We start from the raw sequence: 25221 nt of genomic DNA on the forward strand, positions 1-25221 counted from the left end.
TCAAGACACCTCCCTAAAACGCCCACGTACCTTTAAGAAAAATAGGCTCCATCGTTCCATCTTCTAGCTCACCTAAAATGTCCATATCAGCACTACCAATCATGAAGTCTTCGTGTACGATGGACGTATTTAGTCCAAGATTCTCAAGCTCCTCATGAGATAAACCTCTAGCATCTTCCACACAAGTTGGGTAGGCTTCTCCTATAGCAAAATGATTCGATGCATTTTCATCGAAAAGTGTATTAAAGAACAATACATTTGATGCGGAAATAGGTGATTCATGTGGAACTAAAGCGATTTCCCCTAAATATTTTGCACCAGCATCTGTTTGTATAAATTCCTTTAAAAGTTCTTCGCCAATACCAGCTTGTACTTTTGTAATAGCTCCATTTAAGAATGTTAATGTAAAGTCATCAATGATATTTCCTTGGTACACTAATGGTTTCGTATTTCTTACATACCCGTTTACACCCGTTTTTAGAGGTGCAGTATATACTTCCTCTGTTGGCATATTCGCAATGAAAGGAACACTTTGCCCATTTTTACTAGCTCCTGAAAGCCAAATATGTCCTTTAGGAAGCTCTACTTGAATATCCGTACCATCTGCTTTGTAATGCAGCTTTTTAAAGCACTTTGCATTCAGTAATGTAGCACGACTTTCTAAATGATTGATATGCTCTTTCCATTGTTGAACCGCAGTCCCATCCCCAATTCGTACTACTTGGAAAATAAGGTCCCAAAGAGCTGGCATTTGATAATCTTTTTCTAAATGAGAAAAAACTTTTGCTGCCCATTTTTCGGAAGGCATTGCAACGATGGACCAAGTAATTTCATCATTCATTACTGCTTTTCTATAGTTTGCTAAAGCTTTTCCGCTCGCTTTTTGGAAGTTTGAAATTCTGTCGATTGAAACACCTTCGAGCAAATCTGGATTATCGGCATCAATCCATAATAATGCGCCTTTATTTTCAATTAGTTCATCCCTTTGCATTGCAGCCCATTTAGGAAATTCGTGAAATGCATCGTCAGGAGCTAAATCGTAAAATAAGCGTGCATTTACTTCATCTGTATAATTTACATCTACTCGTTTTGCCCCAGCTTCATACGCCTTTTTCACAATAAGTCTTGTAAATTCAATTGTATCAGTCGTTGTATTAATAAGAAGAGGTTGGTCCTTTTGAATATTTAGTCCAACTTTTACAACTAGCTCTGCATACTCTTCTAGTTTTTGTTGAAAATCCATTAATTATTTCCCCTTTTTCGGTAAAATCTTTGAAGATCCTTCTATTAACTTGCCTTGATGCCATACTTTTTGAAGTGGTTTACTTGGAAGCTCTTTCGTCCATTTTTTATACGTTTTTTCATCATGATAGGACAATAAAGTTAATACTTCTCCGTCTTTACCTGCACGGCCTGTTCTCCCAGAACGATGTAAATATTGTTCGATAGAATGTGGTACATCTACATGAATTACATGCGTTAAACCTGAAATATCTAATCCCCTTGCAGCAACATCAGTAGCAATTAAAATACGCACTTTGCCATTTTTAAAATCGTCTAATGCCTTTTTACGCTCATCTTTTTTCATTTCCGAATGAAGAGACACGATTGGTGCATCGCGATAAGTTAATTTTGATTCTTTCATTAACAACTGATCTAAACTGTTTACAAATGCTAGCCCTCTCATCCCTTCTAGATGGGAAAGTCTTCGTAGCAATTCCGTTTTATCACGAATTTCTGTTTTTACGAAACTATGGATAACCTCGCCTTTTGCAGGTATTTCTTCTGCAGTAACTTGTATACGAACAGGATTCTTCATCAATCGTTCAGCTACTAGCTCAATTTCTTCTGTAATCGTAGCTGATGCAACAACTAATTGTCGCTCCATTGTCGCGTCAATTAGGCCTTTTACTGTTGTCCGGTGTTCTCTACTTAACAGTTGGTCTCCTTCGTCTAACACGACTATTTTAATCTCATGCATTTTTAGCTTTTTCGATTTCATTAGCTCCTGCAATCGTCCTGGAGTTCCTACAACAATTTGAGGTTTCTTTTTCAGTTTCTCAATTTGTCTTTGCATATTTGCTCCACCGATTAATTGAGTAACTGAAATATCCGTTCCTTCCGTCCACTCACGGAAAACTTCCACGATTTGCATGCCTAATTCTTGAGAAGGTACGATAATTAAAGCTTGCGTTTGTTTTAATGAAGGATTTACTTTTTGTAAAATAGGAAGAACGAACGCAAGTGTTTTTCCTGTTCCAGTTGGTGATTCCGCAACAATATCTGAACCGTCTAACATATGTGGGATTAGTTGTGTTTGAATCGGCATTTCATAAGTAAAATTTGCTTTTGCCCATTTCTCTTGTAGTGTTTCGTTTAAGTTTTGTAAAAAAGTCAATTTATTTTCCACCTCATCTGTATTTGAGTCAAGTGTACCATATTTATGTTATCGACCATTACCTATACGAAATAGATAGAAAACACTATTTTTTTATACTTTAATCAAAATTATAAACTACTTTTTCGCTTTCACCCGTTTGCATATTTTTTATACGATAAGCTCCGTTTATAATTTCATCGTTTCCTAATACAATGACATGTGCAACACCTTCACGATTAGCCCTTTCCATTGCCTTATTCACTTTTTTATTGGATAGTTCCACCTCTACTCGTTTACCTTGGGATCGTAAGTTTGTTGCCAGCTTAAGTGCTTCCTTTACCGTTCCCATTGGAATAATATAAATATCTATCACCGAGCTTTTATTCACCCTTTCCAATAATTCAAATGCATAGTAAATAACATCTAATCCAAATGAAATACCTACTGTTGCAAAAGTCTTATCGGAATTTAAAAGCCCCCCAATAGCATTGTCATAACGTCCACCACTTCCAATACTTGAGCGAATTGTACCATCTGCTAAAAAGATTTCATAAATTGTTCCTGTATAAATTTCAAGTCCTCTTACTAAAAATGGGTTAAAAATACATATGCCTTGAATTTCGAGTGCTTCTAAATAAATCGTAAGCTCGGCTAATTCTTGTAAGCCTTCTTGCACGTTACTATTTTCCTGATCCCACTGTTTAAAGCTTTGTATTGTTAACTGTCCTTTGGATTCAATAAAAGCTTTGATTTGAGCCAAGCTATTGGAAGATAATTGTAGTTGAGCTAACTCATCCATCATTGACTCAACAGAGACTTTTTCCATCTTATCTAACACTAAAATGACACGATTCATAACCCCTTCAGGAACCTCGAATTGTTGGAGTAAACCATATAGAAGTTTACGGTTATTATATTGAATCTCAACATTCACGTTAAGCTTTTTAAAAGCATCTAACGCCATCATCATTAATTCTGCCTCTGCCGCCTGTGATTCTATCCCTACAATATCTACATCACATTGAGTAAATTCACGATAACGGCCCGCTTTAATTGGACCATCTCGAAATACTTTTCCAATTTCATAACGTTTAAACGGCATAGGAATAGTTGGATTCATCGCTACAACTTTTGCGAATGGTATCGTCAAATCGTAGCGAAGTGCTAGATCTCGTTCACCACGATCAGTTAATGTATACATCTCCTGTAAAATTTCCGCACCCCCCGCATACTTAGATGCCATTAAATCTGTGTAATTCAAAATAGGTGTTTCCAAAGGATTGCAGCCATATGCAATAAATGTGTCTTCTAATGTTCTTCGAATGTTTCGTCTGATTATTTCTTGTTTAGGTAAATAATCTTGTGTACCTCTTACGTTTTGATAATCCATTTTTTTCATCATAATAATCCTCTTTTCTCATTTTTGACAAATAAAAAAATCGTCCTAACATAAGCTCCAATGCGGCTTAGTTATACGATTCAACGAAAATAATCTTCCTATGTAGATATAAAAATATCAATAGTAAGATTAGTTAATATGATGATGTGAAGTTGTATTCGTTAGTTGTTGGAATAGCATAGGAACCCTCCTTGTATATTGTTGTAATAATACGAATTTACGAACTACTTGTCAAGTTATTATTGATTTGGCAAAAAAATCGATTGTAATTTGATATATGCAATTCTACTTTTAAATACATGTTTGTTATACTAAATCAGAGTCTGATTTCGGAAGTGCCCTTTAATAATAAAATAGTGGGTGTTGAAATAATGGATGTAAGAAATATAGTATTTGATTGCTCGTACTTTCATTTTTAAAAAAAGTACTACAAAAAAGTAGCACTTCTAGTTTTCTTTTTTTGTTGTATATTCTTTCATTAGCTCATATAAATCGGCCTGATACAATTGCTTGCCATTCACTTTATAGACCCCTCTATTCATTAACTCTTCCATAATAACTTCACGTTTCTCGTTGAGTTTATATCCTTTTATGTTCATCATATTTATACTCTTCTTTCCTTAACTTTTTTAAACACTTCCGTAAACTTAGGAAATCCTTTTAAAACAAACAAATAAATCAAATAGCCAATCAGCGCCCCCAGCGTATTTAACCAAAGATCATCCACATCACTGCTTCTATTTTGAGGCAACTGCATTACTTCGATAAAAATAGAAATACATAGCCCTGCTAAAATTGTAAACGGAAAACGGACCATTCTTCTAAACAATAGCGGTAACAGAAAACCAATAGGAATAAAAAGAATAATATTCCCAAGAAAATTAATATAAAATGGCTCCCAAAAACCTAAATATACAATGGCATTATATGTTTCTTTTACTACTCGAAACAAATCCAAATTCACACTTGTACTACCTGGTTGTACTAATCCAGATTTAGGTATGATTGTTTGTGAAAACAAACCTACTAGCACTAACGCCAGTAAAAGTACCCCTAGCTCATGAATACTTTCTTTTAACTGGAACCCTCTTTTTTTCCATCTAACTAGCCGCCATACAATAACGATAGGTAATGCTATGCAAGCGAAAAAAAGCATATCGTCTAAATACTGAATTATTACGTTCACTATATCCACTCTTTTCTATTACTCCACTTTATAACGTATTCGCACCGTATAATGTTTCCCTACTATTCACCTTCCAATAATTCTTTTAAAAACTTTTCACGGTGATCAAAAAAGTATTTTGTTATTTGATAATGGCCTGTCAATTCATATTCTATTTCCTCAACTTTTCCATGATCAAAACTCAATATCGTTGCGTCCGGATAACCTAAAATAATGGGCGAATGCGTGGCAATAATGAACTGACACTCTTCCTCCACTACAAGGTCATGCATAATGCGCATAAACGTTAGCTGTCTTTGAGGAGATAAGGCTGCTTCTGGCTCATCCAATAAATAAATAGCCCTTCCATTAAAGCGATTTAAAAATAAGGACAGAAATGATTCTCCGTGCGACTGTTCATGGAGTGATTTTCCGCCGTAACTATCTAGTACGCCTGGCCTTTCTCTTTCTAGCTGATCAATATGCGAGGCAAATTGATAAAATGATTCTGCTCGTAAGAAAAATCCATTCGTTACTTTTGGCATCCACGATAAGCGTATGTATTTTCCTAACGCACTTTCTGCAGCATCTACGTCATATAAATTATTGCGACTTCCTCCCGCTGTATTAAACTCGCAGTTGTCTGCTATTCCTTCGAGCAAAGTGGATTTTCCCGTACCATTTTCTCCTACTAAAAAAGTCACATTATTCGTAAGCTCTATTTCTGTCAGGCTATTAATTGTTGGTATCGTAAATGGATAATCATTGCTTAAATTGGGCTCATCTTTTAAAATCGAGATTTTATTTAAAAACATATGTACCTCCTCCTATTCATAAAATTTATTATTATAATGGAAAGGACGTGGAACATGAATCTTCCGGTCCATATCGAGTCAAAGCATCTATTTAAGCCATCCCCAAAAGTAAGTGTCTACTATCCACTTGTTGCTAAGCTACCTGATTCTTCTGTTCAAAAAAAGATGAATCTGGATATTATTTCTCAATCGAATAACTTAGTAATTGACCAAGGTTTTTACAATGAAAATTTAGTTGAAATGATCGGCTATTTTGAAATTAAAAATAACCAGCGTGCTATTTTAAGCTTATCATTGATTGTATACTCTTTTACTGGTGGTGCGCACGGAATAACTATTTGCAAGCCATTAACTTTTGACGTTGCTACTGGAAAGCTTTATTCCTTAAAGGATTTATTTAAACAGAACAGCGATTATGTGAAGGTTCTATCGACCATCATAGCAAGAAAAATACGCGAATGGGAAATACCAGTTCTAGAAGAATTCAGAGAAATACGAGTAGATCAAGATTTTTATATCGCTGATCATTGTTTAGTCATTTTTTTTCAAGTATACGAAATTACGCCTTATGTCTACAACTTTCCATATTTCCCGATTCCAATTAAAGACATTGAAAACATTATTCGACCAGGTGGACCACTTGAAATAATGCTCCCATTTTAGTGACAGTCTCTCTTCACTAAGGTAAAGTATTAGGTAAGTTAGTGAAGGGAGATTTTGAATATGAAAGCGATATTTTTTGATTTAGATGATACTTTATTATGGGATAAAAAAAGCGTGGAGACTGCATTTCAAAAAACATGTGAATATGCAGCGGCAAAAGTAAATGTTGATCCAACTGCTTTAGAGCAAGCTGTTCGTGAAGAAGCGAGTGCATTGTACGATAGCTACGAAACACGTCCTTTTACACAAATGATTGGCATCAATCCATTTGAAGGATTATGGGGTGTTTTTGATGACCCGAATGAAAACTTCCAGAAAATGAAATCTATCGTACCCGCCTATCGAAAAGCTGCATGGACAAATGGATTGGCTAAACTAGGAGTTCAAGACGAGGCACTTGGAAGTGAACTTGCAGAATACTTCCCACAAATGCGAAAAGAGAATCCATATACATATGAAGAAACATATGAAATTCTAGATAAATTGAAAGGTAAATATAAGCTTGTCTTAATAACAAATGGCTCACCAAGCCTTCAAAATAGTAAATTAGAAATTACATCCGATATTGCTCCTTACTTCGATCACATTATTATTTCTGGAGCATTCGGTAAAGGTAAGCCTGATCCAACCATTTTTGAGCACGCATTAGAAACTGTCGGCTTGGAAAATCATGAGGTACTTATGGTTGGAGATAATCTTATGACTGACGTACTTGGTGCTTCAAAGGTAGGAATTCAATCTGTATGGATTAATCGTGAAAATAAAGCAGCGAACGAAGAAATAAAACCCACATATACAATCGAAAATTTACTTGAACTATTCACTATTTTAAACTAATAAAAGGCCTGTTTCGTTTTACACAAAACAGGCCATTTTTTTGTTATTCAAGTGGTTTTCCAACTAAATTAGATTGCTACACCTTCTATTAAAGGTCTATCGGCGTTGCATCATAAATATCTTCCAAGCCTTTCAGCTGTTCGATGCCTTTTTCCTCCACATGCTTATCAATAGAAAGCATCATAATTGCATCTCCACCTACCTCAGATCGACCAACTTGCATCGCAGCAATATTAACGCCTTCCGTTGCAAGAAGTGTACCTACACGACCGATAGCTCCCGGCTGATCTTTATGACGAATAAACAGCAAATGCCCTGCTGGCACTACATCTACGATAAATTCATCAACACGCACAATACGTGGCCCTAGTCCATTTAATAATGTACCAGCTACTTTGCGTGTCTCTGTTGCAGTTTTCACTTCTACTGTGATTAAACTTGTAAATCCTTTAGATTTCGTCGTTTTATGCTCCGTCACCGCAATACCAATACGGTCCGCAAGAAACTTCGCATTTACATCATTTACAGACTCGCCAAGCTTGCTTTGCAGAAGTCCTTTTACTGCATTACGCGTTAATGGTCGAACATCAACATTTGAAAGCTCCCCAGAATACGTAATATTAACTTCCTCTGCAACTCCGTCTGTCAAATCGCTTAAAAATGCACCTAGCATTGCTGTTAAGTTAAAGAATGGCTCAATTTTAGCCAACACATCTTTTGGAACAGATGGCAAATTAACCGGATTTTTTACAATGCCATCACGGAAATAACTTACGACATCATGCGAAACATCCACTGCAACAATTTCTTGTGCTTCTACTGTACTTGCACCTAAATGAGGCGTCGCAATTACTTGTGGTAGCGAAAGCAATTTATGGTCCAAGAATGGCTCTTCTTCAAATACATCTAACGCCGCTCCTGCTACTTTACCAGCAACGATTGCATCGTAAAGTGCCTCTTCATCAATAATTCCACCACGTGCACAGTTCACAATTTGTACGCCATCTTTCATTTTTGCAAATGCTTCTTTATTAATTAAATGACGAGTTTCCTTCAATAATGGCGTATGCACCGTGATGAAATCTGCGGCTGCAATTACTTCATCAATCGTACCGAATTTCACTCCAAGCTTATCGGCTTTTTCTGGAGTTAGAAATGGATCGTAGGCAATAACATTCATACGCTGCCCTTTTGCTCTTGTAGCAACTTCTATTCCAATTCTTCCTAGTCCAACAACACCTAGTGTTTTGTTTTTCACTTCTACCCCAATAAAAGATTTGCGATCCCATTTTTTATTTTTTAGTGCATGGAACGCTTGTGGAATATTGCGAGCAAGGGACATAAGCATTGCCATCGTATGCTCCGCAGCAGAGTTTGTGTTACCATCAGGAGCATTGACTACAATGATTCCTTGCTCTGTAGCCGCAGTTAAGTCAATATTATCTACCCCAACACCAGCACGTCCGATAATTTTTAAGTTTGTTCCCTTTTCAATCAACTCTCTCGTTACTTGCGTCTGACTACGCACTAATAATGCATCAAACTCACCAATTCGCTCTGCTAATTGTTCTGGTGTTAAATTTGTTTCAACTACGATATTAAATCCTTCCGCTTGTCGTAAAGGATAAATACCATCTTCGCTTAGTGGATCACTTATTAAAATATTATATGCCATTAGTTGTTCTCTCCTTCATTTAAGTAAACTAACTGTGCAGCTGCTGTTGCTTTTCCAAGTTCAATATTTTTCCCGATTTTCATTAAAGTAATTTCGATTGCACTAATGACTTGCAAAACATCCGCAGGTGAACAATAACCCATATGACCAATTCGGAATATTTTCCCTGTTAAATGTTGTTGGCCACCAGCGATGGAAATAGTGAATTCTTGTTTCAACACTTTACGGAACTCTTCTGCATCGAAATCTTCCGGCTGTACTGCAGTAACCGTTGGAGATGCATCTTCATCTGTTGTTAATAAAGGAATATTAATCGCCTTAAACGCAGCGCGAGTCATTTTCATAAGTAATGTATGTCTTTTATATACATTCTCCAAACCTTCTTCTTCCAATAAATTTAGCACTTGCTCTAGGCCAAATAGTAACGAAAGTGCAGGAGTAAATGGTGTAGTATCTTTCAATAAATTATCTCTGTACTTCTTCAAATGTAAGTAAAATCTTGGTTGTTCATTTTCTTCAATTACTTTCCAAGCCTTTTCACTCGCTGCAACAAATGTTAATCCTGCTGGAAGCATGAACGCTTTTTGAGAACCCGTAACCATTACATCAATTCCCCACTCGTCCATTTTTGTTTCTACGCCACCTACGCAAGAAACACCATCTACCACAATTAGAGCTTCCGATACTTCACGAACTGCTTCCGCAAGTTTATCAATTGGATTTAATACCCCTGTAGAAGTCTCACAATATGTAGTGAATACAACTTTCACTTCTGGATGCTCTACTATATATGCCTGTACTTCTTTTGGATCTAACGCTTTGCCCCAATCCACACTTAGGACATGTGTTCGAATATTATATGTCTCACAAATTTTTGTGAAACGATCTCCAAATGCTCCAGTTACAACAACAAGCACTTCATCCCCTGGCTTCACTACATTCACTACAGCAGTTTCAAGTCCAGCTGTACCACTTCCTGCGATAATCGCTACTTCTTGCTCTGTACCAAAAACACGCTTCAATCCTGGACCGATATTTTTTAACATGTGAGAAGTTTCTTTCCCTCTATGACCGATCATCGTTTGACTCATTGCTCTTTGCACACTCGGCGGGATTGGACTAGGTCCTGGTATTCTTAAAATGGTTTGATCTTGTAACATATTCATTCTCCTCCTTATTTTTAGAAACAAAAAAAGCCCTTCACTCCCTACATAAATGTAAGGGGCGAAGAGCTTATATAGACTCACGCGGTACCACCCAAATTTACTGCAAAACATCTGCAGCTTCTTAGTTACATGCTTAACGCGCATTATACGAATGAACCTACTATTAGTTCAGCTCATCAATTCAAGAGTGCTACTCCACATTAGAAATCACTGATTTTCACCAACCATCAGCTCTCTTTAGATTCCAAGATGTAAAGCCTATCTCCATCAAAATTGTTTTCCTCGTTATTGAATTAAACCTATCATACTCAGTGTTAATTTAATTGTCAACACGGTAAAATTCTTTGAAAACGCTATCATTTTATTCACCATATTATAAACCCTTGAAATCACTCATTTTCTTATCGTGTGCAATTTTTTAAATATTTATTATTCGTTATTTTGTACTATAATTTGATGAAAACCATAAAAAATATACTATTCATTAACTTTTCTCGAACTTTAATGCAAAATGAAAATACAACGTTCGTCTTTATTGAAATATGTGAATTTTTTCACTAGAAATATATTGACTATAATAGATAAAATTTGTACACTGTATAAAATCATTTGTTTATTTGAGAAGTACAAAACATATAATTACGTTAGGATATGATGAGATGAAAGTATGTAAATTTGGGGGAACTTCTGTAGCAAATGCAGAACAAATAAAAAAAGTAGCCGCAATAGTGAAGGCGGACCCTTCCAGAAAGTTCGTAGTAGTTTCTGCACCAGGTAAACGTTTCGATACAGATAAGAAAGTAACCGATTTATTGATTGAGTTAGCTAATGCAGTTTTGCAAAAAGAAAACTGCACAGAGAAGCTGAATAATGTCGTAGATCGGTATAAAGAAATTGCGATTGCACTTGATCTAGAGTTAACGATTTGTAAAGTGATTGAAGAAGATCTTCGCAAACGAATCGCAGATCAACCGTCTAATTCGGATTTGTTTATGGACAGCATAAAGGCAAGTGGCGAAGACAACAACGCTAAATTGATTTCTGCTTATTTCACAAGTATTGGGCTTCCTGCAGTATATGTAGATCCGAAAACTTTTGGTCTTGTCGTAAATGATTTTCCTGAACGTGCAATTGCTTTACCAGAAACTTACGATAATTTAAGTAGCTTAGCAAACATAAATGAGATCGTTGTATTCCCTGGATTTTTCGGATTTACAAAAGAAGGTATATTGCGTACTTTCGATCGTGGTGGCTCTGATATTACTGGTTCTATTTTAGCTGCTGCTATAAAAGCGGATTTATACGAAAACTTCACAGATGTGGATTCCGTTTTCAGCGCTAATCCGAAAGTCGTAAACTGCCCAGTTGAAATTGAAGAAATTACATATCGGGAAATGCGCGAACTTTCATACGCTGGTTTTTCAGTTTTTCACGACGAAGCATTGATGCCCGTATACAAATTAGGTATTCCTGTATGCATTAAAAATACAAATAATCCTTCTGCACCCGGAACTCGTATTGTTGCAGAGCGAAAAATTAATCGTCGCCCTGTTACTGGCATCTCAGCAGATAGTGGTTTCTCGATTTTATTTGTCAGTAAATATTTGATGAATCGTGAAATTGGATTCGGACGTAAGCTTCTGCAAATTTTAGAAGAGGAGCATATTTCTTATGAGCATACTCCTTCAGGTCTTGATGATATTTCTGTTATTATGCGCAGCCATCAACTTACTCCTGAAAAGGAGGAGCGAATTATGCACCGCGTGAAGGAAGAACTGCACGCAGAAGATGTCCATTTCCGTCATGAATTTTCGATGATTGTCATTGTTGGAGAAGGCATGAACAATAGCACTGGTCTTGCCGCACGAGCTGCAACCGCAATTTCAAGAACAGGAGCAAATATTGAAATGATTAACCAAGGCTCTTCCGAAGTCAGCCTAGCCTTTGGTGTACATGAAAGTAATGAAAATAAAATACTAAGAGAGCTATACAGCGAATTTTTCGCACCTGTAGCAGTGAGATGATAAAAGGAAGTGACTAAATATTCGTCACTTCCTTTTATAATGCACTATAATGATTCAAATTCTCTTGCTTTACAAACTTACCGATCGTCATTCGATTATTAATCTTCATCACATCACCTGTTTTTACATAGCCCATTTTCTCATACAAATAGCAATTTCGTTCCTCTTCCATAATCGTATTCAGCTCCCAGCTAGTAGCTTGCGGATACATGCTTTCTAAACGGCTCATCACTTCCTGTGTAATTCCTTTATTCTGAAACTGCTCTAAAATATTGATTATATGAAATCGCATGACACCTGATGATTTTTGAAATACATCTACCCCACCCGCCAGCTTTCCATCATAGTATATTTTATAATAATTTCCTGTCTCGAAACGCTCATTAAATCGTTCAAATGACTGTATGACAGGACTAGTTTGATGATCTTCATATTTTTCATACAAAGGAATAAACACTTCCTTTTGCATATTAAACAATTCTTCCAAATCCCCAACAGTCGCCTTCTTCATAGAAATCGCAGAATCCATCATTTCAAACAAACTATCTAAATAGGAAAACGGGATAAACTCCCCACCACTAACCATATTTCGAAGCTCCTCAGCCGTAACCCACTTCGCATCAGCAACTTCTTCTTCTTGCAAAATTACATCTTCTATAGAAACATTTTGCCTTACAAGCCAAATATCATCAAAGCCTCTTGAAAACTTGATCGTAAATAAAAACTCTGCTTGCTCCATGTTCAAATCAATGCCAAGTTCCTCTTTCACTTCTCTAATCGCTGCCATTTCACTTGTATCGCCAGCTATTGCAGAGCCTGCTGCAGAACAATCCCACATATTCGGCCACCCTTTTTTCCGGGACTGCCTTTTTTGTATTAAATATTCCCCTTTTTCATTCACAATCCAAACATGAACTACTTGATGGAAATCCCCAGCTTGCATTTCCTCACCACGCACATGCGTTCTTCCAGTCTTTTCTCTAAAAGCGTCATAAATATCCCAAATTTCCATCTGCTCACCCCATTGCTTCATTTTAGCATGCCATTTATTACTTTTCCCATTAATAATTTGACATTTGACTGGAAACATGAGATGATACTGATTGTTAACATTTTGGTATTACATAAATTTAGAAATTTGGCATTCTGCTTTATGTTTTTGATAATACTTATTCACACTGGAGCGACTTTGGGGTCGCAAGGACGTAAAAGAAGGTAGGGTTTACGTTGCTTAGGTTAGAAGGCACCAGTGGAACAATTTACCGCGGCATTGAAAGAGGAACCTTTCATGGAAATTATTCCCCGATTCTTTCGGGATGAAATTTAAAATTCAAAAGTTATGTTTTACCTATAAAAAAAATCAAGGGATGTTCTCATTATGAGAGCATCCCTTGTCCAATTTATTAGACCATTTCCTTTTGCCTTTTATAAAACTCTTTAAACGTTAGTAAATAGATGAATCCACTCAATGCAGCTAAAGCAGCCAGAATCACAAATGTCCAACTAAAGCCAATCCACGCTGCTAACGGAAATACTAGTGGTGCAATTGTGCGCCCTATTGTGTAGCGTAAGCTTGCTGCAGCAAAATACTGTCCACGCATATCCTCGGGAGCTAATTTTGATACAAAACTTTCTTGCAATCCAACAGTCATAAGCTCTCCTAGAGTAAACACAGCCATCGCTATTAAGAACACCCAAAAATTCTGCGTAAGTGGGAAAATAAGCATCGCCACTGCATACAACATCGACGAATAGAAAAACACCCATTTTTCTTGATACTTCATCATCCATCTCGTTACAAAAACAGTAAAAATCACAACTAGTAATCCATTCTCTGACAATAAAATACCAAATGAACCTGCTCCAGTTACCGACCATTCCCTATTAAATAACGTACCCAAAACCTGCACATCAATAACTTCCTTCATATATACAGGTATTAACATATCCAACTGCATATACGTTTGACCAAGTAAAATTCCAGCAATGATGAAAAGAAAAAATACTTTGTCTTTTACAATCAATCCATAGGTTTTCACTTGATTCACTACTACCTTTTTCCAATCATTTCCGTCACTAGCTAGCTTCAATCGAGTTTCTTCTGACAATGTTTCTTCTGTCAGGAATCGTAAAGCTAATCCAAGTATACAAAAAACAATTCCCGATACTAAAAGTAATGGAAAACGATAACTAAAGAATAAAATCGCTCCTATAATTGGACCAACAACTACCGTAATATTAACCGATGTATAAAATATAGAAAAAACAGTACTTCTTTGATGCTCTGGCACTACATCTGCTACAACAGCCTGGCTCGCTGGATGATAAAATGACCCACACATCCCTGCAATCGTAAACGCCACAAAACTAAGCATAGGCGAATCCAACCAAGGTGAGTTAGCAAATGCAAATAAAATAAACGAAAATCCCTGCGCAGTCGCAGAAAAAAACAACATCGTCCTTCTACCAAATCGATCCGCACAATACCCTCCGATTAAATTCGCAGCTACTGAAAAAACTTGAGAAACAACAAGTAAAATCCCTGCCATACTCGTTCCAAATTCCTCTGCAAAGTATATTGCTAGGAACGGAAATACCATCCAAAAACTAAAATTACTAAAAAACTCTCCAAACAGCCTTACTTTTAAACTTCTGTCCCAATCTTTAATTCTCATAAACTATTCCTCACATCCATTGATTCAATAATCCTATCATATTATTTCGGTAAGCGAAACAGAAAGTTCAAATAAAACAGAATTGTTGACTACAGGCGAAAGCTATAAACTGATCGTCGAAAGCCACAAACTCTTCTCCGAAATAAAAATTTCAAATGGAAAACTTATAAGTAGTAGTTCAATATACCTGTTTTACAAATAAAATGATTCAATCACCACATAAACTCTCTTAAAGCACAAAAAAACTCCATGAGCGCCACATAAACTCCTCTAAACCACACATATAACAAAAAAACACTGACAACAATTCAGCGTTTCCCTGCTTTATTTAAAGGCTTTTTGTAAATAGTAAAACATTCCCCATGCAGCAACTACCTTGAGGATTATTTACCTCACACCCACATCTGTTAGCCTTTACATTTTCTTTAATGTGTTCTAATGGTTTAGGAAAAAGTTTTTGTTCTTCATATTCTCGAATTTTCTCTCTTGTCCATCCAAAACAATAGCAAATTGGGACTGTGGAAGAATCATCTTTTTGATATACAGATACCTTTACATCCGAAGTAAGGTAAAATTTTTCCTCCGTATCAAAATAGACAACATCACAATCTTTCGTCGAACAAAAGTAATGAGTCAAATTTGTATTCGAAGAATCTAAGACTGATGGTTTTAGCATTGATTTCAATGTGGTAATTCCTGTCTTTTTCCCTTTATTATTACAAGAAGGGCATAAACCATAACCATTACTTTCAACTATTTGTTCTTTTGACGCACAACAATCAGTCACTTCCATTCCCCTCACTTTAGTTTTCTATTATTAATAATAAAATCTATTCTCAAACTAACCCCATTAGTTTAAAGAAGAATTGAATACTAACGGTAAGATCATTAGTACTATAGAAACTAAAACTAGTGCCAATGAAACTGTCTTAGGAAGTTTTTCTTTACCCTTTCCTTTATACCAGCCAGTGAATTGCCACTTGTTCCTATACAGAACAAAGAGTAGCAACAAAATAGCAATTGCACCTAGCCATGAGTAAGTTTCATTTACTTCTAAACGTGTATATGTGTTTCCTATAATCGTCCAACCCAAAGCACTAAAAAACGCAAGTATTATAATTATTCGTAATAGTTCTAATAACGTTTTCAATTTTATTCCACTCTCTTAAAGGAAATTTTCCAATGCCAGTTATTCAAATATTAAATGCCGCATTAGTCAATCAAAAACAAAAAACAATTGCTCCAGTAATCCAATAAACAGGATTGATAATATAATAGTTGGTATTGTCATTAATATCCTATTTCGCAACCTAATATTATCGAATCGTTTATAAATCTTATTTACTAATAGGTAAACGATTAGTAAGATAGCTAAACCCATACATATCGCTATTAAATCAACCGCAGTAAATGGTTTACTTATGTATCTATCAAGCGGAATATTGATCAAAAATAGCGCTGAAAATAAAATAAATTGATAAGTACAAAATCTAACATAATTCAAAGGTAATTCCCCCTTTTCGACGGCTTAAAATACTAATCAGAATTTTAAGGCTGCATTTTCAGATGATTATACCATACTAACAACTATCTCCCTTTTGCCGCTTGAACGTTTTGGTACAACCACAAAAAAAGCAATGCTAAAAGCAATGCTTTTTGTACCACCCACTATATTTTCTTAATCGTGTCATCCAATAGTTTCGCAGATTCTGCTATTCGAACCGATGCATCTCCAATCGATTCTACTGCATCCGTTAATCCATTTATTTTCGTTCCTACTGCTTTTGATTCGCTTGAGACTTCTTGGATTGAAATTGAAATAGTTGAAAACGCTTGAGCTGTTTGTTCACTTTCCTCTAAACCTTTACCTGCTAATCCTTGGACAAATTGAATTGCCTGCACGACATCTCTTTGAGCGTGATTGGATTCCCCTACAAGCGCGTCTATTTGTTCTACTGAGTTTTTTGTTTGCTCGGCAAGTTTTCGTACTTCATCCGCAACAACAGCAAAGCCTTTTCCATATTCGCCTGCTCTTGCAGCTTCAATAGCAGAATTCAACGCCAATAAATTCGTTTTCGTCGCTATATCCTTTACAATTTTCACAACATCTAAAATTTCATCCGAAGATTTATTAAGCTTATTAATCATTCCCGACATAGAAGACGTTTTTTGGAAAATAGATTGCGCATTTTCCGTTAATGTCTGTACAGCTTTCTTGCCTTCCTCTGCCGTTGAAATCGTTCGGAGCGAAGTATCAATCCCAATCGCTACTTCATTTTTTACTAAACGAGTTGTTTTGATTAACTCCTCTACAGAAATGGTTGTTTCCGATGTTTGTTCTTCTAAAGTAGTTACAATATTGCCAAGTGTATTAATAATTCCTTGCTTAATTTTTTCTTCTTTTTCTACTGCTTGTTCGAATGAAAACTGGTCATATTCTTCTACAACCAATTGTTGCTCAAAATTCATCATCATCGTTAGTGCTTCAATAAAAACTATTTCTTGTGTTTTTGGCAGATTTTTCAGTAAAACTTGTTTAATAAGCGCCAACAGTAAATTATTGCATGCAGCTAAATACCATTTTGTTTCTAATCCTATATGTACATGCATTCTTGCAACTACTTTTCTTTTCTCTAGGTATTCGTCATCCATTACTCCACTAAACCAACCGTTTACGTGTTGGATTAGCTTTTCTTCCAAACGCGCTCTAGAACTATGTTTATTAATAATTTTTTCTAGCTCTGGCTGCCCCATAACGGAATCGTAAAAAGATCGAACCGCCATCGGCACATGCTCCACCATAGCTTGTTCCATTTGCTTCATCGCTTGTAAAGTTTCTTTTGTTAAGTGAATCAAATGCATTTGCTCTAAGACTTTTTTGTCTGTAATAGACAACCTCACATCGTAACGATTTTCTTTTTCGATTCCAATATTCGTCTGCTTTCTATTAAATAACATTTTTTCGCTCCTTTACGTCAAAATCACATTTTAATCAACTTTAACAAAGCAGTCCCCTTCACACAGTGACTTTTCTCACACACAAAACAAAAAAACACGAAGGATTCACTCCTTCGTGCGTTACATTCATACTATACTTGTTTTTTTCTTGATGGAATCATATTAAAAATAATATTTAACACAATTGCTGTGACACTACCTGCTACAATTCCGTTGCTTGTTAAAATTTGAAAGCTTGATGGAAGAGCTACAAACAAATCAGGAACTACAGTAACACCCAGCCCCATCCCAATCGAACATGCAATAATCATTGAATTATCCTGAGAATTAGAAACTGTTGTACTAAGCATTTTAATACCTTGTGCAACAACCATTCCGAACATCGCTATCATTGCTCCGCCTAAAACAGACTCAGGAATAATCGTCGTGATTGCAGCAATTTTAGGGATAAAACCTAGTGTTATTAACATAGCACCTGTAATATAAATAATATTTTTCGTCTTCACACCAGACATTTGCATTAATCCTACGTTTTGAGAGAATGTTGTGTATGGGAATGCGTTGAAAATACCACCTAGTAAAACTGCGATACCTTCTGCACGATACCCTTTAGACAAATCTTCCTTCTCTATTTTCTTCCCTACAATATCTCCAAGTGCAAAGTACACACCAGTTGATTCAACTAATGAAACCATTGCTACTAAAATCATCGTAAAAATAGGTGCCCATTCAAACGTTGGTGTTCCAAAATAAAATGGCTGGACCATATGAAAGAAATCCGCCTTTATTACAGGTGTAAAATCTACCTTCCCCATAAAAACCGCAGCAACCGTACCTGCAATAATCCCTAGTAAAATAGAAATAGCTTTTAAAAAACCAGTTGAAAAACGGTAAAGTAACACGATAAACAGTAAAGTACCAAATGCTAATGAAATATTCGAAACTGAACCAAAATCACTTGCACCTTGTCCGCCACCCATGTTATTAATTGCTACAGGAATTAGCGTGATACCAATGATCGTTACAACTGATCCAGTAACGACTGGAGGGAAAAACATCACAAGCCTTCCAAAAATACCGCTAATTAATACGATAAAAATACCCGAAACAATAATTGCCCCGTAAATCGCCGAAACTCCGTACTCGCCGCCAATCGCAATCATTGGTCCAACCGCTGTAAAGGTACATCCTAAAACTACCGGAAGCCCAATTCCAAAAAATCGGTTGCTCATAACTTGTAAAATAGTCGCAACTCCGCACATTAAAATATCAATCGCAACTAAGTAAGTTAATTCCTCCGGATTAAGACCGATTGCTCCACCAACAATAAGCGGTACGATAACTGCCCCAGCATACATCGCAAGAACATGCTGAATACCTAAAGCTGTATTCTTTAAAATCCCATTCATGCAGTTGGGTCCTCTTCAAAAAACTCTACTTTTCCATTTGCTAATGATTTAATATTAGCTAATGAATCTACACGAATGCCGCGCTCACGGATAATGCTTCCACCAGTTTGGAATCCTTTTTCAATAACAATTCCTACTCCAGAAGTTATTGCATTTGCTTGTTCTACAATATCAAGTAACCCCAGAACCGCTTGTCCATTCGCAAGGAAGTCGTCAATGATTAACACAGTATCTCCATCTACTAAGAAATCCTTCGAAACAGAAATATCATTTGTTTCATTTTTAGTAAATGAATGAACTTTTGAAGTGAATAGATTATCTGATAACGTTAATGATTTGCGCTTTCTAGCAAAAACAATTGGTACACCTAGTATTATTCCAGCAAACATAGAAGGTGCAATACCTGAAGACTCGATCGTTAAAATCTTCGTAATACCTGCATCTTTATAACGAGCAGCAAACTCGTTTCCAATTGCTTGCATTAAAACAGGATCAATTTGGTGATTCAAAAATGAATCTACTTTTAAAACATTTTCTGATAACACTTTACCCTCTTGTACGATCTTCTCTTGCAATAATTTCATGTTATTAATCTCCCTTGTCTTCATTTTTTAAAACAAAAAAAGCCCGATAACTTTATTCCCTCATACGTTGAGTGGAACAATGTTATTCGAACTTGTAATTTCGAATAGAAATAAAAGAAATCGTGACCAAAAATGTCACAATTCTATTATTTCATTGCCACTCATAGTCAACTTTTTTACGGTAAGTTGGTAGAAACTCGCAGGCCATATCCCTGCTTTTATATGAGCAAATGCTATTAGAATATTCATCATTATAGCACTATATATGTCAAATTCAACGATTTAAAATTAGTCTAAGGATTCGTAAAATTCTGTTTCACAGTTTTGTTTTGAATGAATTGTAAGTGTGGATAAAATAGGAAGGATCTTCTTCGATTTTATAAGTAAATACGCCTTGATTGGTGTGTAAATATAACATCCCCCCACCAAATGAAAAAGGTTTGTGGGATACATCTAGCACATGATGAAGTTTAAATTGATGGTTTGCTGTTGCTATGCCATCCAATGTCAAATGAAGCTGCTGCTCCACTCGAATTTGCTGCATTTGATAATAAAAGTCAATTTCACGCTCGACTTCTATATATATAATCGTTACTCGCTCGCTCAATTTCTAAACCTCCAATATATTTTTCTATTGTAACATGCACGCGTGTCTGGCACCAAAACAAACACCTAGTAAAAGACGCTCATTCCTTTACTTAGTGATGCAGTTTTTGGTTCGCTAGGCTATACGATGAACGGGGAAATTTTTAAATCTTATAAAGTGGCTACTCCACTTTCAACAAGACTTTTCTTCGGTCATCGTATGGCAAATATTTGCCTTCCGCTCGCCAGAAACTTCTATGCCAAGTGGTTAAATACTTTTGGCAATAGGAGAAGCAAGTCGGTTCTATATACTCTGTAGGTCGCCAAAGATACAATTTTGGCGACTCTTTGTAGATTTTTAGAAAGAGACACTTCTACATTTCGACAGAAAGTGGAGAAGTAGATGACAAATTAACTTCGTACGAAACTTGTCGGTCTTTTTTAACTAGAAGTGTTGATGAATTTTTTCTCTTCTTACATGGAAAAACTCTAGTAGAAAGAACATGAATACACTCCCATAAGCAGGATGGATGTAGTGAAAAACGACTACTTTGGCAGGAACAGCGGATGTTTTTTGCACCGAAAACGAAGTGTCAGGTGCACCGAGCTGAAAGCCCCGCAGGAAAGACACTGACCGAACTCTACTTGGTAAGTGTCTTTGCGACGAGTAACCGCAGGAGCATATTTTTGCAACGACGAGGAGATTGAAGCCGTGCCCGCCGAAAGCGTCCGTTTGTAACGAAATCCACTTTATTCATTCTTATAATCTCTTCCTCTTTGTATGTACCGTAAACCCTCTGTCCATGGAACATTTTTATATATTTTCTTAAAATTAAAACATTCACGTTTGTTCGAACAAACGTGAATGTTTCATAAATAATAATCTATATAAGCTTAACGAACTCTCTGGTTTGTGTATCTAACTTTTCCGAAACAGTCGCAAGCTCTTTAAATTCTTCTAATGCTATACGAATTTCATCTTGGCTATTCTCAATACTTTGTTGAGACTTATCATTACTTTTCGTTACAGAGTCTACTTGTTTTGTAATTCCTTCGATATTTTCTCTCACTTCGACAATAGATGCTTCTACTCTCCCCGCAAGCTTACGCACTTCTTGCGCTACTACGTTAAAGCCTCTCCCATGTTCACCTGCACGCGCTGCTTCTATTGCAGCATTCAATGCCAATAAGTTTGTTTGAGCTGCTATTTCTCTAATCGTTTGCACAATACCACGAATCGAATCAGCTTGCACTTGCAAATTCGCTAATGTCGCCGAATTTTCCTTTGATCCATTAGCAATTTCATCAATACTCGCTAATAAACCTTCATTTCGTTTAATCCCCATATCTGCACGGTCACTTAAATCTTTAGACATACCATTCAACCCGTCTGTTACTTCTATAATCGTGTTATGACGGCCTGTCACATTCGTTGCAATCTTTGTAACACCAAGCACCTTACCATTCCCACCAAATATCGGCATATAAGTTGCTTCAAACATCACACTATTTCCTTGCTTATTTTTGCGCTCCACTTTATTTTGAAAAGTTTTCCCTGCAAGTAGATCTTTCCAAAAAGTTTCATACTCTGCACTTTTCATAAACTTCGGAAAACAAAAGTCTCTGTGATACATTCCCATTGCTTCATTTACTGTATATCCTAGCTCTTTAGCGAAATTTTCATTCACATAAGCAACTCGACGATCTAGATCAAATCGAATAAATGCCAAATTCTTCTCTAAAGCAGTAACTACCGTCATATCATCTACTTTTTCAACTTGTGTATAATTCATTTCATTACCCCCTGTAATTATCAACTAGGTGCATATCTGGACAACTCAAGCACTGTATCCTGCTGTAAAACAAGCTTCGCAAGCTCTGCTCCAACAAACGGACCAGCAGTTAAGCCAGACGCACCTAAGCCATTTGCAAAATACATATGTTCAAACCCTGGAACTTTTCCAATGACAGGTAAAAATTCTGGTGTGTATGGTCTAAATCCAACTCGCACTTCTTCAATGAACGCATTTTCCAATGTTTTTGCTACACTTATTGCATTCGACAACAATTCCTTTTTTCCTTCTTCTGTAACAGCTATATCAAATCCAGTATGTTCTTCATATGTAGACCCTGCAACTACTTTCCCATCTTCAAATGTTAATAAATATTGATTCGTTGGAGGCAATACTACCGGCCAATTACCAGTTGCTTTATTGTCAATTCGAAAATGCATGATTTGCGCTTTTTGGAAACTAACCTTCATATCTACACCAACACTCAAAGGTAATTCATTGCCCCATGCACCAGCTGTTAAAATGATGCCATCTGCTTCTAATAGCTTTCCGTTTAATAAAACACCTTCACGCGAAAGCTCCGCATCCCCGTGGAAAATTTCTGCACCATGCTGTTTCGCTCCTCGAAGAAGTGCATCCCGCATCATTCGGCCATCTACTCTTGCTGCACCTTCCACATACAGCGAATAAAAATTTTCCGAAATTAGTGGAAAAAGTTCCTTTGTTTCTTTTGGAGAAAGTATTTTCAAATCGCCAATTTCAGGTGCATCTTCTCTTTTCTCTAACGCACGCTTAAGCATTGCTTGTAACTTTTTTTCATCATTTTGTAAGCTAATCGCCCCAACTTGTTTATAGCCAGTCGACATCTCACCCAGTTCTTCTAATTCCGCAACAAGCTGTTTATAATACTTCGCACCATTTCTTACAAGCTCATACCACTTTTTATTTCTTCTTTGAGAAATCCATGGGCATATAATGCCAGCTGCTGCATCTGAAGCTTGGCCGAGGTCTTTTCGATCAATTAGTGTTACGTTCACTTTATTTTTAGCGAGATGGTAAGCAGTGGAAGCACCTAAAATTCCACCACCAACAACGATATAGGAAGCCATCTATTATTTCACTCCACTTTCTAAAATAGAAAACGTGACATTTTCACAATTTATTTCAGCCTTCGTTCCATACGGTAATACGAATTTTGGCTCTGTATGACCAAAGTTCAAATTATACAAAATAGGTAACTCCGTCAGGTTCAACTCTTTCATAATTTTCACGATAGACTCTTTATATTCTTCATAATATTTCTCTTTTTGAGGTTTTCCGAAAACAATGCCTTTTGCTTTTTGTAAAATTCCTTGTGAACCGTAATTTCGTAACCAATATTCGATTAGACCCGGTTCAGGCATATCTTCAGATGTTTCGAAAAATAAAATACTATCGTCCCAATAAGATTGGTCCGGCCATAGCGATGTTCCTTTTGCAAATTCTAATACTTCTATACACCCTCCGATTAATCTACCTTGTACAACACCATTTCCTTGCAGTAGTTCATATCCATTATTCGGATTCATGTTTCTTTGTCTATTTTTATTTTCAATAATCCATTCCACACGTTCACTCGTCCACTCTGTAGCAGGCTTCACCTCTCCTATTTCATCAATTGCAAAAAGAGCTTTTTTAAGTGCTTCTATTGTATACGCATGCATCTCTACGTTTTCAGCGAAGTCGACAAGAAGAGAAGGACCATAAAAAGACGTAATTCCGGCTTTATGGCAAAATAAATGCGTGATAGTTGAATCTGAATAGCCGATAAATACTTTTGGATTACGACGTATTACGTCAAAATCGATATATGGTAAAAGACGAATGCTCTCGCTTCCTCCAATATTTGAAATAATACCTTTAATCGAAGGGTCTTTGAATGCATCCATTAAATCTTCCGCACGAGCTTTTGGATTGTCATATATGAAATCAGACCCTTTTAAACTATTCGGCATTGCAATAACATCTAAATGAAAAACAGTCCTAAGTCTTTCTACCCCTTGTTCATAACGCCATTTTAATTCGGGGTCACCAGCTCCACCCCAAGACAAACTAATCGTCGCTACTTTATCTCCAGCTTTTAGCATTTTAGGTTTTATTAACATTGCATTGTCCCCCTTTTGATTTAAAATAATTTAATAAATCTAATTATAATCTATAACGAATACAAGTAGGTCTAATAAATTATTAATTAGGTATAAAGACTTCCCCAAAAATTTTGACCGAATTTTAATGATATTTCTTTAAATGAAAAAAAGTTTGCTAATGACTAGACCATTCGCAAAAATTAAGTCTTTTTTCATATACTTTTGAGTTTCACCATATACTTTACTAGTCTTTTGTAATATTTTTTTAAGTTTTGTAACGATTTTGGTAAGCCTTTGTAATATTCCTGTAATATTATACTGTTAATATGTGATTAGACTAAATAGCAAGGAGTAGAGTATTTGAGAAGATTTCTTGGAACACTCATAATCGTAATTGCATTATTGGTTAGCGGAGCAAACTCAAGCTTAGCCGCGTCTTCCACGTACACTGTACAAAAAGGGGACACGCTGTATAAAATCGCAAAATCTCAAAATGTATCTATTTCCAACTTAAAATCTTGGAATAACTTAAAATCAGATGCGATTAACGTCAATCAAAAACTAGTCACTACGAAAGATGGAAAAGCAGCGAAAACTAAAACCCCATCCCGTTCTGACTCTGATAATGTTGTAGACGAGTTTTACGTTACAGCAAGTGCATTTACTGCTAACTGTAATGGTTGCTCTGGTATTACAAGCACAGGCATTAACTTAAAAAGTGATCCGGATGTAAAAGTAATTGCGGTTGATCCATCGGTTATTAAACTTGGAACAAAAGTTCATGTTGAAGGTTATGGATACGCAATTGCAGGCGATACTGGTGGATCTATCAAAGGAAATAAAATTGATGTTTTCTTCTCTTCTAAGAGCGATGCTTATAAATGGGGACGTAAAAAAGTTAAGATTAAAATATTAAACTAAGTAAAAAAAACTGATCCTAAGGAACTAAACCTTGGGTCAGTTTTTT

At 36.2% G+C, this 25221-nt stretch carries 23 protein-coding genes, 1 pseudogene, 1 riboswitch and 1 other annotated feature; of the genes and pseudogenes, 4 read left to right on the forward strand and 20 right to left on the reverse strand.

Translation table 11 applies throughout. From position 1 onward, the window contains the following. Window positions 1–13: 13 nt before the first annotated feature. The 6 genes from RUH95_RS14925 to RUH95_RS14950 form a co-directional block, all read right to left on the reverse strand. Window positions 14–1243, reverse strand: coding sequence for an aminopeptidase (locus RUH95_RS14925; protein ID WP_313893689.1), 1230 nt, complete (start codon window positions 1241–1243; stop codon window positions 14–16). Between the two features lie 3 nt (window positions 1244–1246). Then, window positions 1247–2398: a DEAD/DEAH box helicase gene (locus RUH95_RS14930; protein WP_313893690.1), complete on the reverse strand. Its 1152-nt coding sequence runs from the start codon at window positions 2396–2398 to the stop codon at window positions 1247–1249. Window positions 2399–2498: 100 nt separating this feature from the next. After that, a complete protein-coding gene (locus RUH95_RS14935; RefSeq protein WP_313893731.1) occupies window positions 2499–3779 on the reverse strand; it encodes a histidine--tRNA ligase in 1281 nt (426 codons plus the stop codon). 446 nt (window positions 3780–4225) lie between these two features. After that, entirely contained in the window at window positions 4226–4381 is a 156-nt protein-coding gene (fbpA, locus tag RUH95_RS14940; RefSeq protein ID WP_313893691.1) for a Fur-regulated basic protein FbpA, read from the reverse strand. 2 nt (window positions 4382–4383) lie between these two features. Next, window positions 4384–4965 carry a VanZ family protein gene (locus RUH95_RS14945; RefSeq protein ID WP_313893692.1) on the reverse strand — a complete coding sequence of 194 codons (582 nt, stop codon included), beginning with the start codon at window positions 4963–4965 and terminating at the stop codon, window positions 4384–4386. 62 nt (window positions 4966–5027) lie between these two features. Further along, window positions 5028–5759, reverse strand: a complete 732-nt coding sequence (locus RUH95_RS14950) for an AAA family ATPase (protein WP_313893693.1) — start codon at window positions 5757–5759, stop codon at window positions 5028–5030. Window positions 5760–5813: 54 nt separating this feature from the next. Here RUH95_RS14950 and RUH95_RS14955 point away from each other — a divergent pair, with 54 nt between their 5' ends. Both RUH95_RS14955 and RUH95_RS14960 read left to right on the forward strand, forming a co-directional pair. After that, window positions 5814–6422: a DUF3298 and DUF4163 domain-containing protein gene (locus RUH95_RS14955; protein WP_313893694.1), complete on the forward strand. Its 609-nt coding sequence runs from the start codon at window positions 5814–5816 to the stop codon at window positions 6420–6422. 60 nt (window positions 6423–6482) lie between these two features. After that, the gene (locus RUH95_RS14960; protein WP_313893695.1) at window positions 6483–7259 is read left to right on the forward strand and encodes an HAD family hydrolase; all 777 of its coding nucleotides are present in this window, start codon (window positions 6483–6485) and stop codon (window positions 7257–7259) included. Window positions 7260–7347: 88 nt separating this feature from the next. Here the strand turns inward: RUH95_RS14960 and serA are convergent, their stop codons facing one another. Both serA and RUH95_RS14970 read right to left on the reverse strand, forming a co-directional pair. Then, window positions 7348–8934 (reverse strand): phosphoglycerate dehydrogenase, encoded by a 1587-nt coding sequence (gene serA, locus RUH95_RS14965; RefSeq protein WP_313893696.1) that lies wholly within the window; start codon window positions 8932–8934, stop codon window positions 7348–7350. Further along, window positions 8934–10094 (reverse strand): pyridoxal-phosphate-dependent aminotransferase family protein, encoded by a 1161-nt coding sequence (locus tag RUH95_RS14970; RefSeq protein ID WP_313893697.1) that lies wholly within the window; start codon window positions 10092–10094, stop codon window positions 8934–8936. The genes serA and RUH95_RS14970 overlap by 1 nt, the downstream gene beginning before the upstream one ends. A gap of 57 nt (window positions 10095–10151) precedes the next feature. Continuing rightward, window positions 10152–10380 (reverse strand) — a binding site (T-box leader). A gap of 379 nt (window positions 10381–10759) precedes the next feature. Here RUH95_RS14970 and RUH95_RS14975 point away from each other — a divergent pair. Continuing rightward, the gene (locus RUH95_RS14975) at window positions 10760–12124 is read left to right on the forward strand and encodes an aspartate kinase (protein ID WP_313893698.1); all 1365 of its coding nucleotides are present in this window, start codon (window positions 10760–10762) and stop codon (window positions 12122–12124) included. 34 nt (window positions 12125–12158) lie between these two features. Here RUH95_RS14975 and RUH95_RS14980 read toward each other — a convergent pair whose 3' ends face one another. The 12 genes and pseudogenes from RUH95_RS14980 to RUH95_RS15035 form a co-directional block, all read right to left on the reverse strand. Then, window positions 12159–12656, reverse strand: a complete 498-nt coding sequence (locus RUH95_RS14980) for a GNAT family N-acetyltransferase (RefSeq protein ID WP_313893732.1) — start codon at window positions 12654–12656, stop codon at window positions 12159–12161. Continuing rightward, window positions 12645–13136 (reverse strand): annotated as a pseudogene (locus tag RUH95_RS14985) (NUDIX hydrolase); the annotation flags it as partial. The pseudogene RUH95_RS14985 and the gene RUH95_RS14980, both read right to left, overlap by 12 nt. 391 nt (window positions 13137–13527) lie before the next feature. Next, window positions 13528–14799 (reverse strand): MDR family MFS transporter, encoded by a 1272-nt coding sequence (locus RUH95_RS14990; protein WP_313893699.1) that lies wholly within the window; start codon window positions 14797–14799, stop codon window positions 13528–13530. 328 nt (window positions 14800–15127) lie between these two features. Further along, window positions 15128–15586, reverse strand: coding sequence for a putative iron-sulfur cluster-binding metallochaperone (locus RUH95_RS14995; protein WP_313893733.1), 459 nt, complete (start codon window positions 15584–15586; stop codon window positions 15128–15130). A 63-nt stretch (window positions 15587–15649) separates the two neighbouring features. Next, a complete protein-coding gene (locus RUH95_RS15000; RefSeq protein ID WP_313893700.1) occupies window positions 15650–15949 on the reverse strand; it encodes a hypothetical protein in 300 nt (99 codons plus the stop codon). 518 nt (window positions 15950–16467) lie between these two features. Further along, window positions 16468–17757 (reverse strand): methyl-accepting chemotaxis protein, encoded by a 1290-nt coding sequence (locus RUH95_RS15005; RefSeq protein ID WP_313893701.1) that lies wholly within the window; start codon window positions 17755–17757, stop codon window positions 16468–16470. Window positions 17758–17888: 131 nt separating this feature from the next. Next, entirely contained in the window at window positions 17889–19166 is a 1278-nt protein-coding gene (locus RUH95_RS15010; protein ID WP_313893702.1) for a nucleobase:cation symporter-2 family protein, read from the reverse strand. Then, window positions 19163–19750 carry a xanthine phosphoribosyltransferase gene (locus RUH95_RS15015; RefSeq protein ID WP_313893703.1) on the reverse strand — a complete coding sequence of 196 codons (588 nt, stop codon included), beginning with the start codon at window positions 19748–19750 and terminating at the stop codon, window positions 19163–19165. The genes RUH95_RS15010 and RUH95_RS15015 overlap by 4 nt, the downstream gene beginning before the upstream one ends. Before the next feature lie 144 nt (window positions 19751–19894). Next, a riboswitch (purine riboswitch) is annotated at window positions 19895–19996 on the reverse strand. A gap of 70 nt (window positions 19997–20066) precedes the next feature. Continuing rightward, a complete protein-coding gene (locus RUH95_RS15020) occupies window positions 20067–20357 on the reverse strand; it encodes a hypothetical protein (RefSeq protein ID WP_313893704.1) in 291 nt (96 codons plus the stop codon). Window positions 20358–21219: 862 nt separating this feature from the next. Continuing rightward, the gene (locus RUH95_RS15025; RefSeq protein ID WP_313893705.1) at window positions 21220–22128 is read right to left on the reverse strand and encodes a methyl-accepting chemotaxis protein; all 909 of its coding nucleotides are present in this window, start codon (window positions 22126–22128) and stop codon (window positions 21220–21222) included. A 20-nt stretch (window positions 22129–22148) separates the two neighbouring features. Next, on the reverse strand, window positions 22149–23237 hold the full coding sequence (locus RUH95_RS15030; RefSeq protein WP_313893706.1) for an NAD(P)/FAD-dependent oxidoreductase: 1089 nt from the start codon (window positions 23235–23237) through the stop codon (window positions 22149–22151). 3 nt (window positions 23238–23240) lie between these two features. Beyond that, window positions 23241–24272: a S66 family peptidase gene (locus tag RUH95_RS15035; protein WP_313893707.1), complete on the reverse strand. Its 1032-nt coding sequence runs from the start codon at window positions 24270–24272 to the stop codon at window positions 23241–23243. A gap of 342 nt (window positions 24273–24614) precedes the next feature. Here RUH95_RS15035 and RUH95_RS15040 point away from each other — a divergent pair, with 342 nt between their 5' ends. Then, window positions 24615–25175, forward strand: a complete 561-nt coding sequence (locus RUH95_RS15040) for a 3D domain-containing protein (RefSeq protein ID WP_313893708.1) — start codon at window positions 24615–24617, stop codon at window positions 25173–25175. The last annotated feature ends 46 nt before the right edge of the window (window positions 25176–25221 follow it).

The sequence above is a fragment of the Psychrobacillus sp. genome, from assembly GCF_032154225.1.
Classification (GTDB): domain Bacteria; phylum Bacillota; class Bacilli; order Bacillales_A; family Planococcaceae; genus Psychrobacillus.

Coding starts and splice junctions, on each gene's coding strand:
- fbpA (WP_313893691.1), bottom strand. CDS start 4,381: ATGATGAACATAAAAGGATATAAACTCAACGAGAAACGTGAAGTTATT.
- RUH95_RS15005 (WP_313893701.1), bottom strand. CDS start 17,757: ATGTTATTTAATAGAAAGCAGACGAATATTGGAATCGAAAAAGAAAAT.
- RUH95_RS15025 (WP_313893705.1), bottom strand. CDS start 22,128: ATGAATTATACACAAGTTGAAAAAGTAGATGATATGACGGTAGTTACT.
- RUH95_RS14955 (WP_313893694.1), top strand. CDS start 5,814: ATGAATCTTCCGGTCCATATCGAGTCAAAGCATCTATTTAAGCCATCC.
- RUH95_RS14980 (WP_313893732.1), bottom strand. CDS start 12,656: ATGATGGATTCTGCGATTTCTATGAAGAAGGCGACTGTTGGGGATTTG.
- RUH95_RS14990 (WP_313893699.1), bottom strand. CDS start 14,799: ATGAGAATTAAAGATTGGGACAGAAGTTTAAAAGTAAGGCTGTTTGGA.
- serA (WP_313893696.1), bottom strand. CDS start 8,934: ATGGCATATAATATTTTAATAAGTGATCCACTAAGCGAAGATGGTATT.
- RUH95_RS14950 (WP_313893693.1), bottom strand. CDS start 5,759: ATGTTTTTAAATAAAATCTCGATTTTAAAAGATGAGCCCAATTTAAGC.
- RUH95_RS15035 (WP_313893707.1), bottom strand. CDS start 24,272: ATGTTAATAAAACCTAAAATGCTAAAAGCTGGAGATAAAGTAGCGACG.
- RUH95_RS15010 (WP_313893702.1), bottom strand. CDS start 19,166: ATGAATGGGATTTTAAAGAATACAGCTTTAGGTATTCAGCATGTTCTT.
- RUH95_RS14935 (WP_313893731.1), bottom strand. CDS start 3,779: ATGAAAAAAATGGATTATCAAAACGTAAGAGGTACACAAGATTATTTA.
- RUH95_RS14960 (WP_313893695.1), top strand. CDS start 6,483: ATGAAAGCGATATTTTTTGATTTAGATGATACTTTATTATGGGATAAA.
- RUH95_RS14970 (WP_313893697.1), bottom strand. CDS start 10,094: ATGTTACAAGATCAAACCATTTTAAGAATACCAGGACCTAGTCCAATC.
- RUH95_RS14925 (WP_313893689.1), bottom strand. CDS start 1,243: ATGGATTTTCAACAAAAACTAGAAGAGTATGCAGAGCTAGTTGTAAAA.
- RUH95_RS15015 (WP_313893703.1), bottom strand. CDS start 19,750: ATGAAATTATTGCAAGAGAAGATCGTACAAGAGGGTAAAGTGTTATCA.
- RUH95_RS14975 (WP_313893698.1), top strand. CDS start 10,760: ATGAAAGTATGTAAATTTGGGGGAACTTCTGTAGCAAATGCAGAACAA.
- RUH95_RS15030 (WP_313893706.1), bottom strand. CDS start 23,237: ATGGCTTCCTATATCGTTGTTGGTGGTGGAATTTTAGGTGCTTCCACT.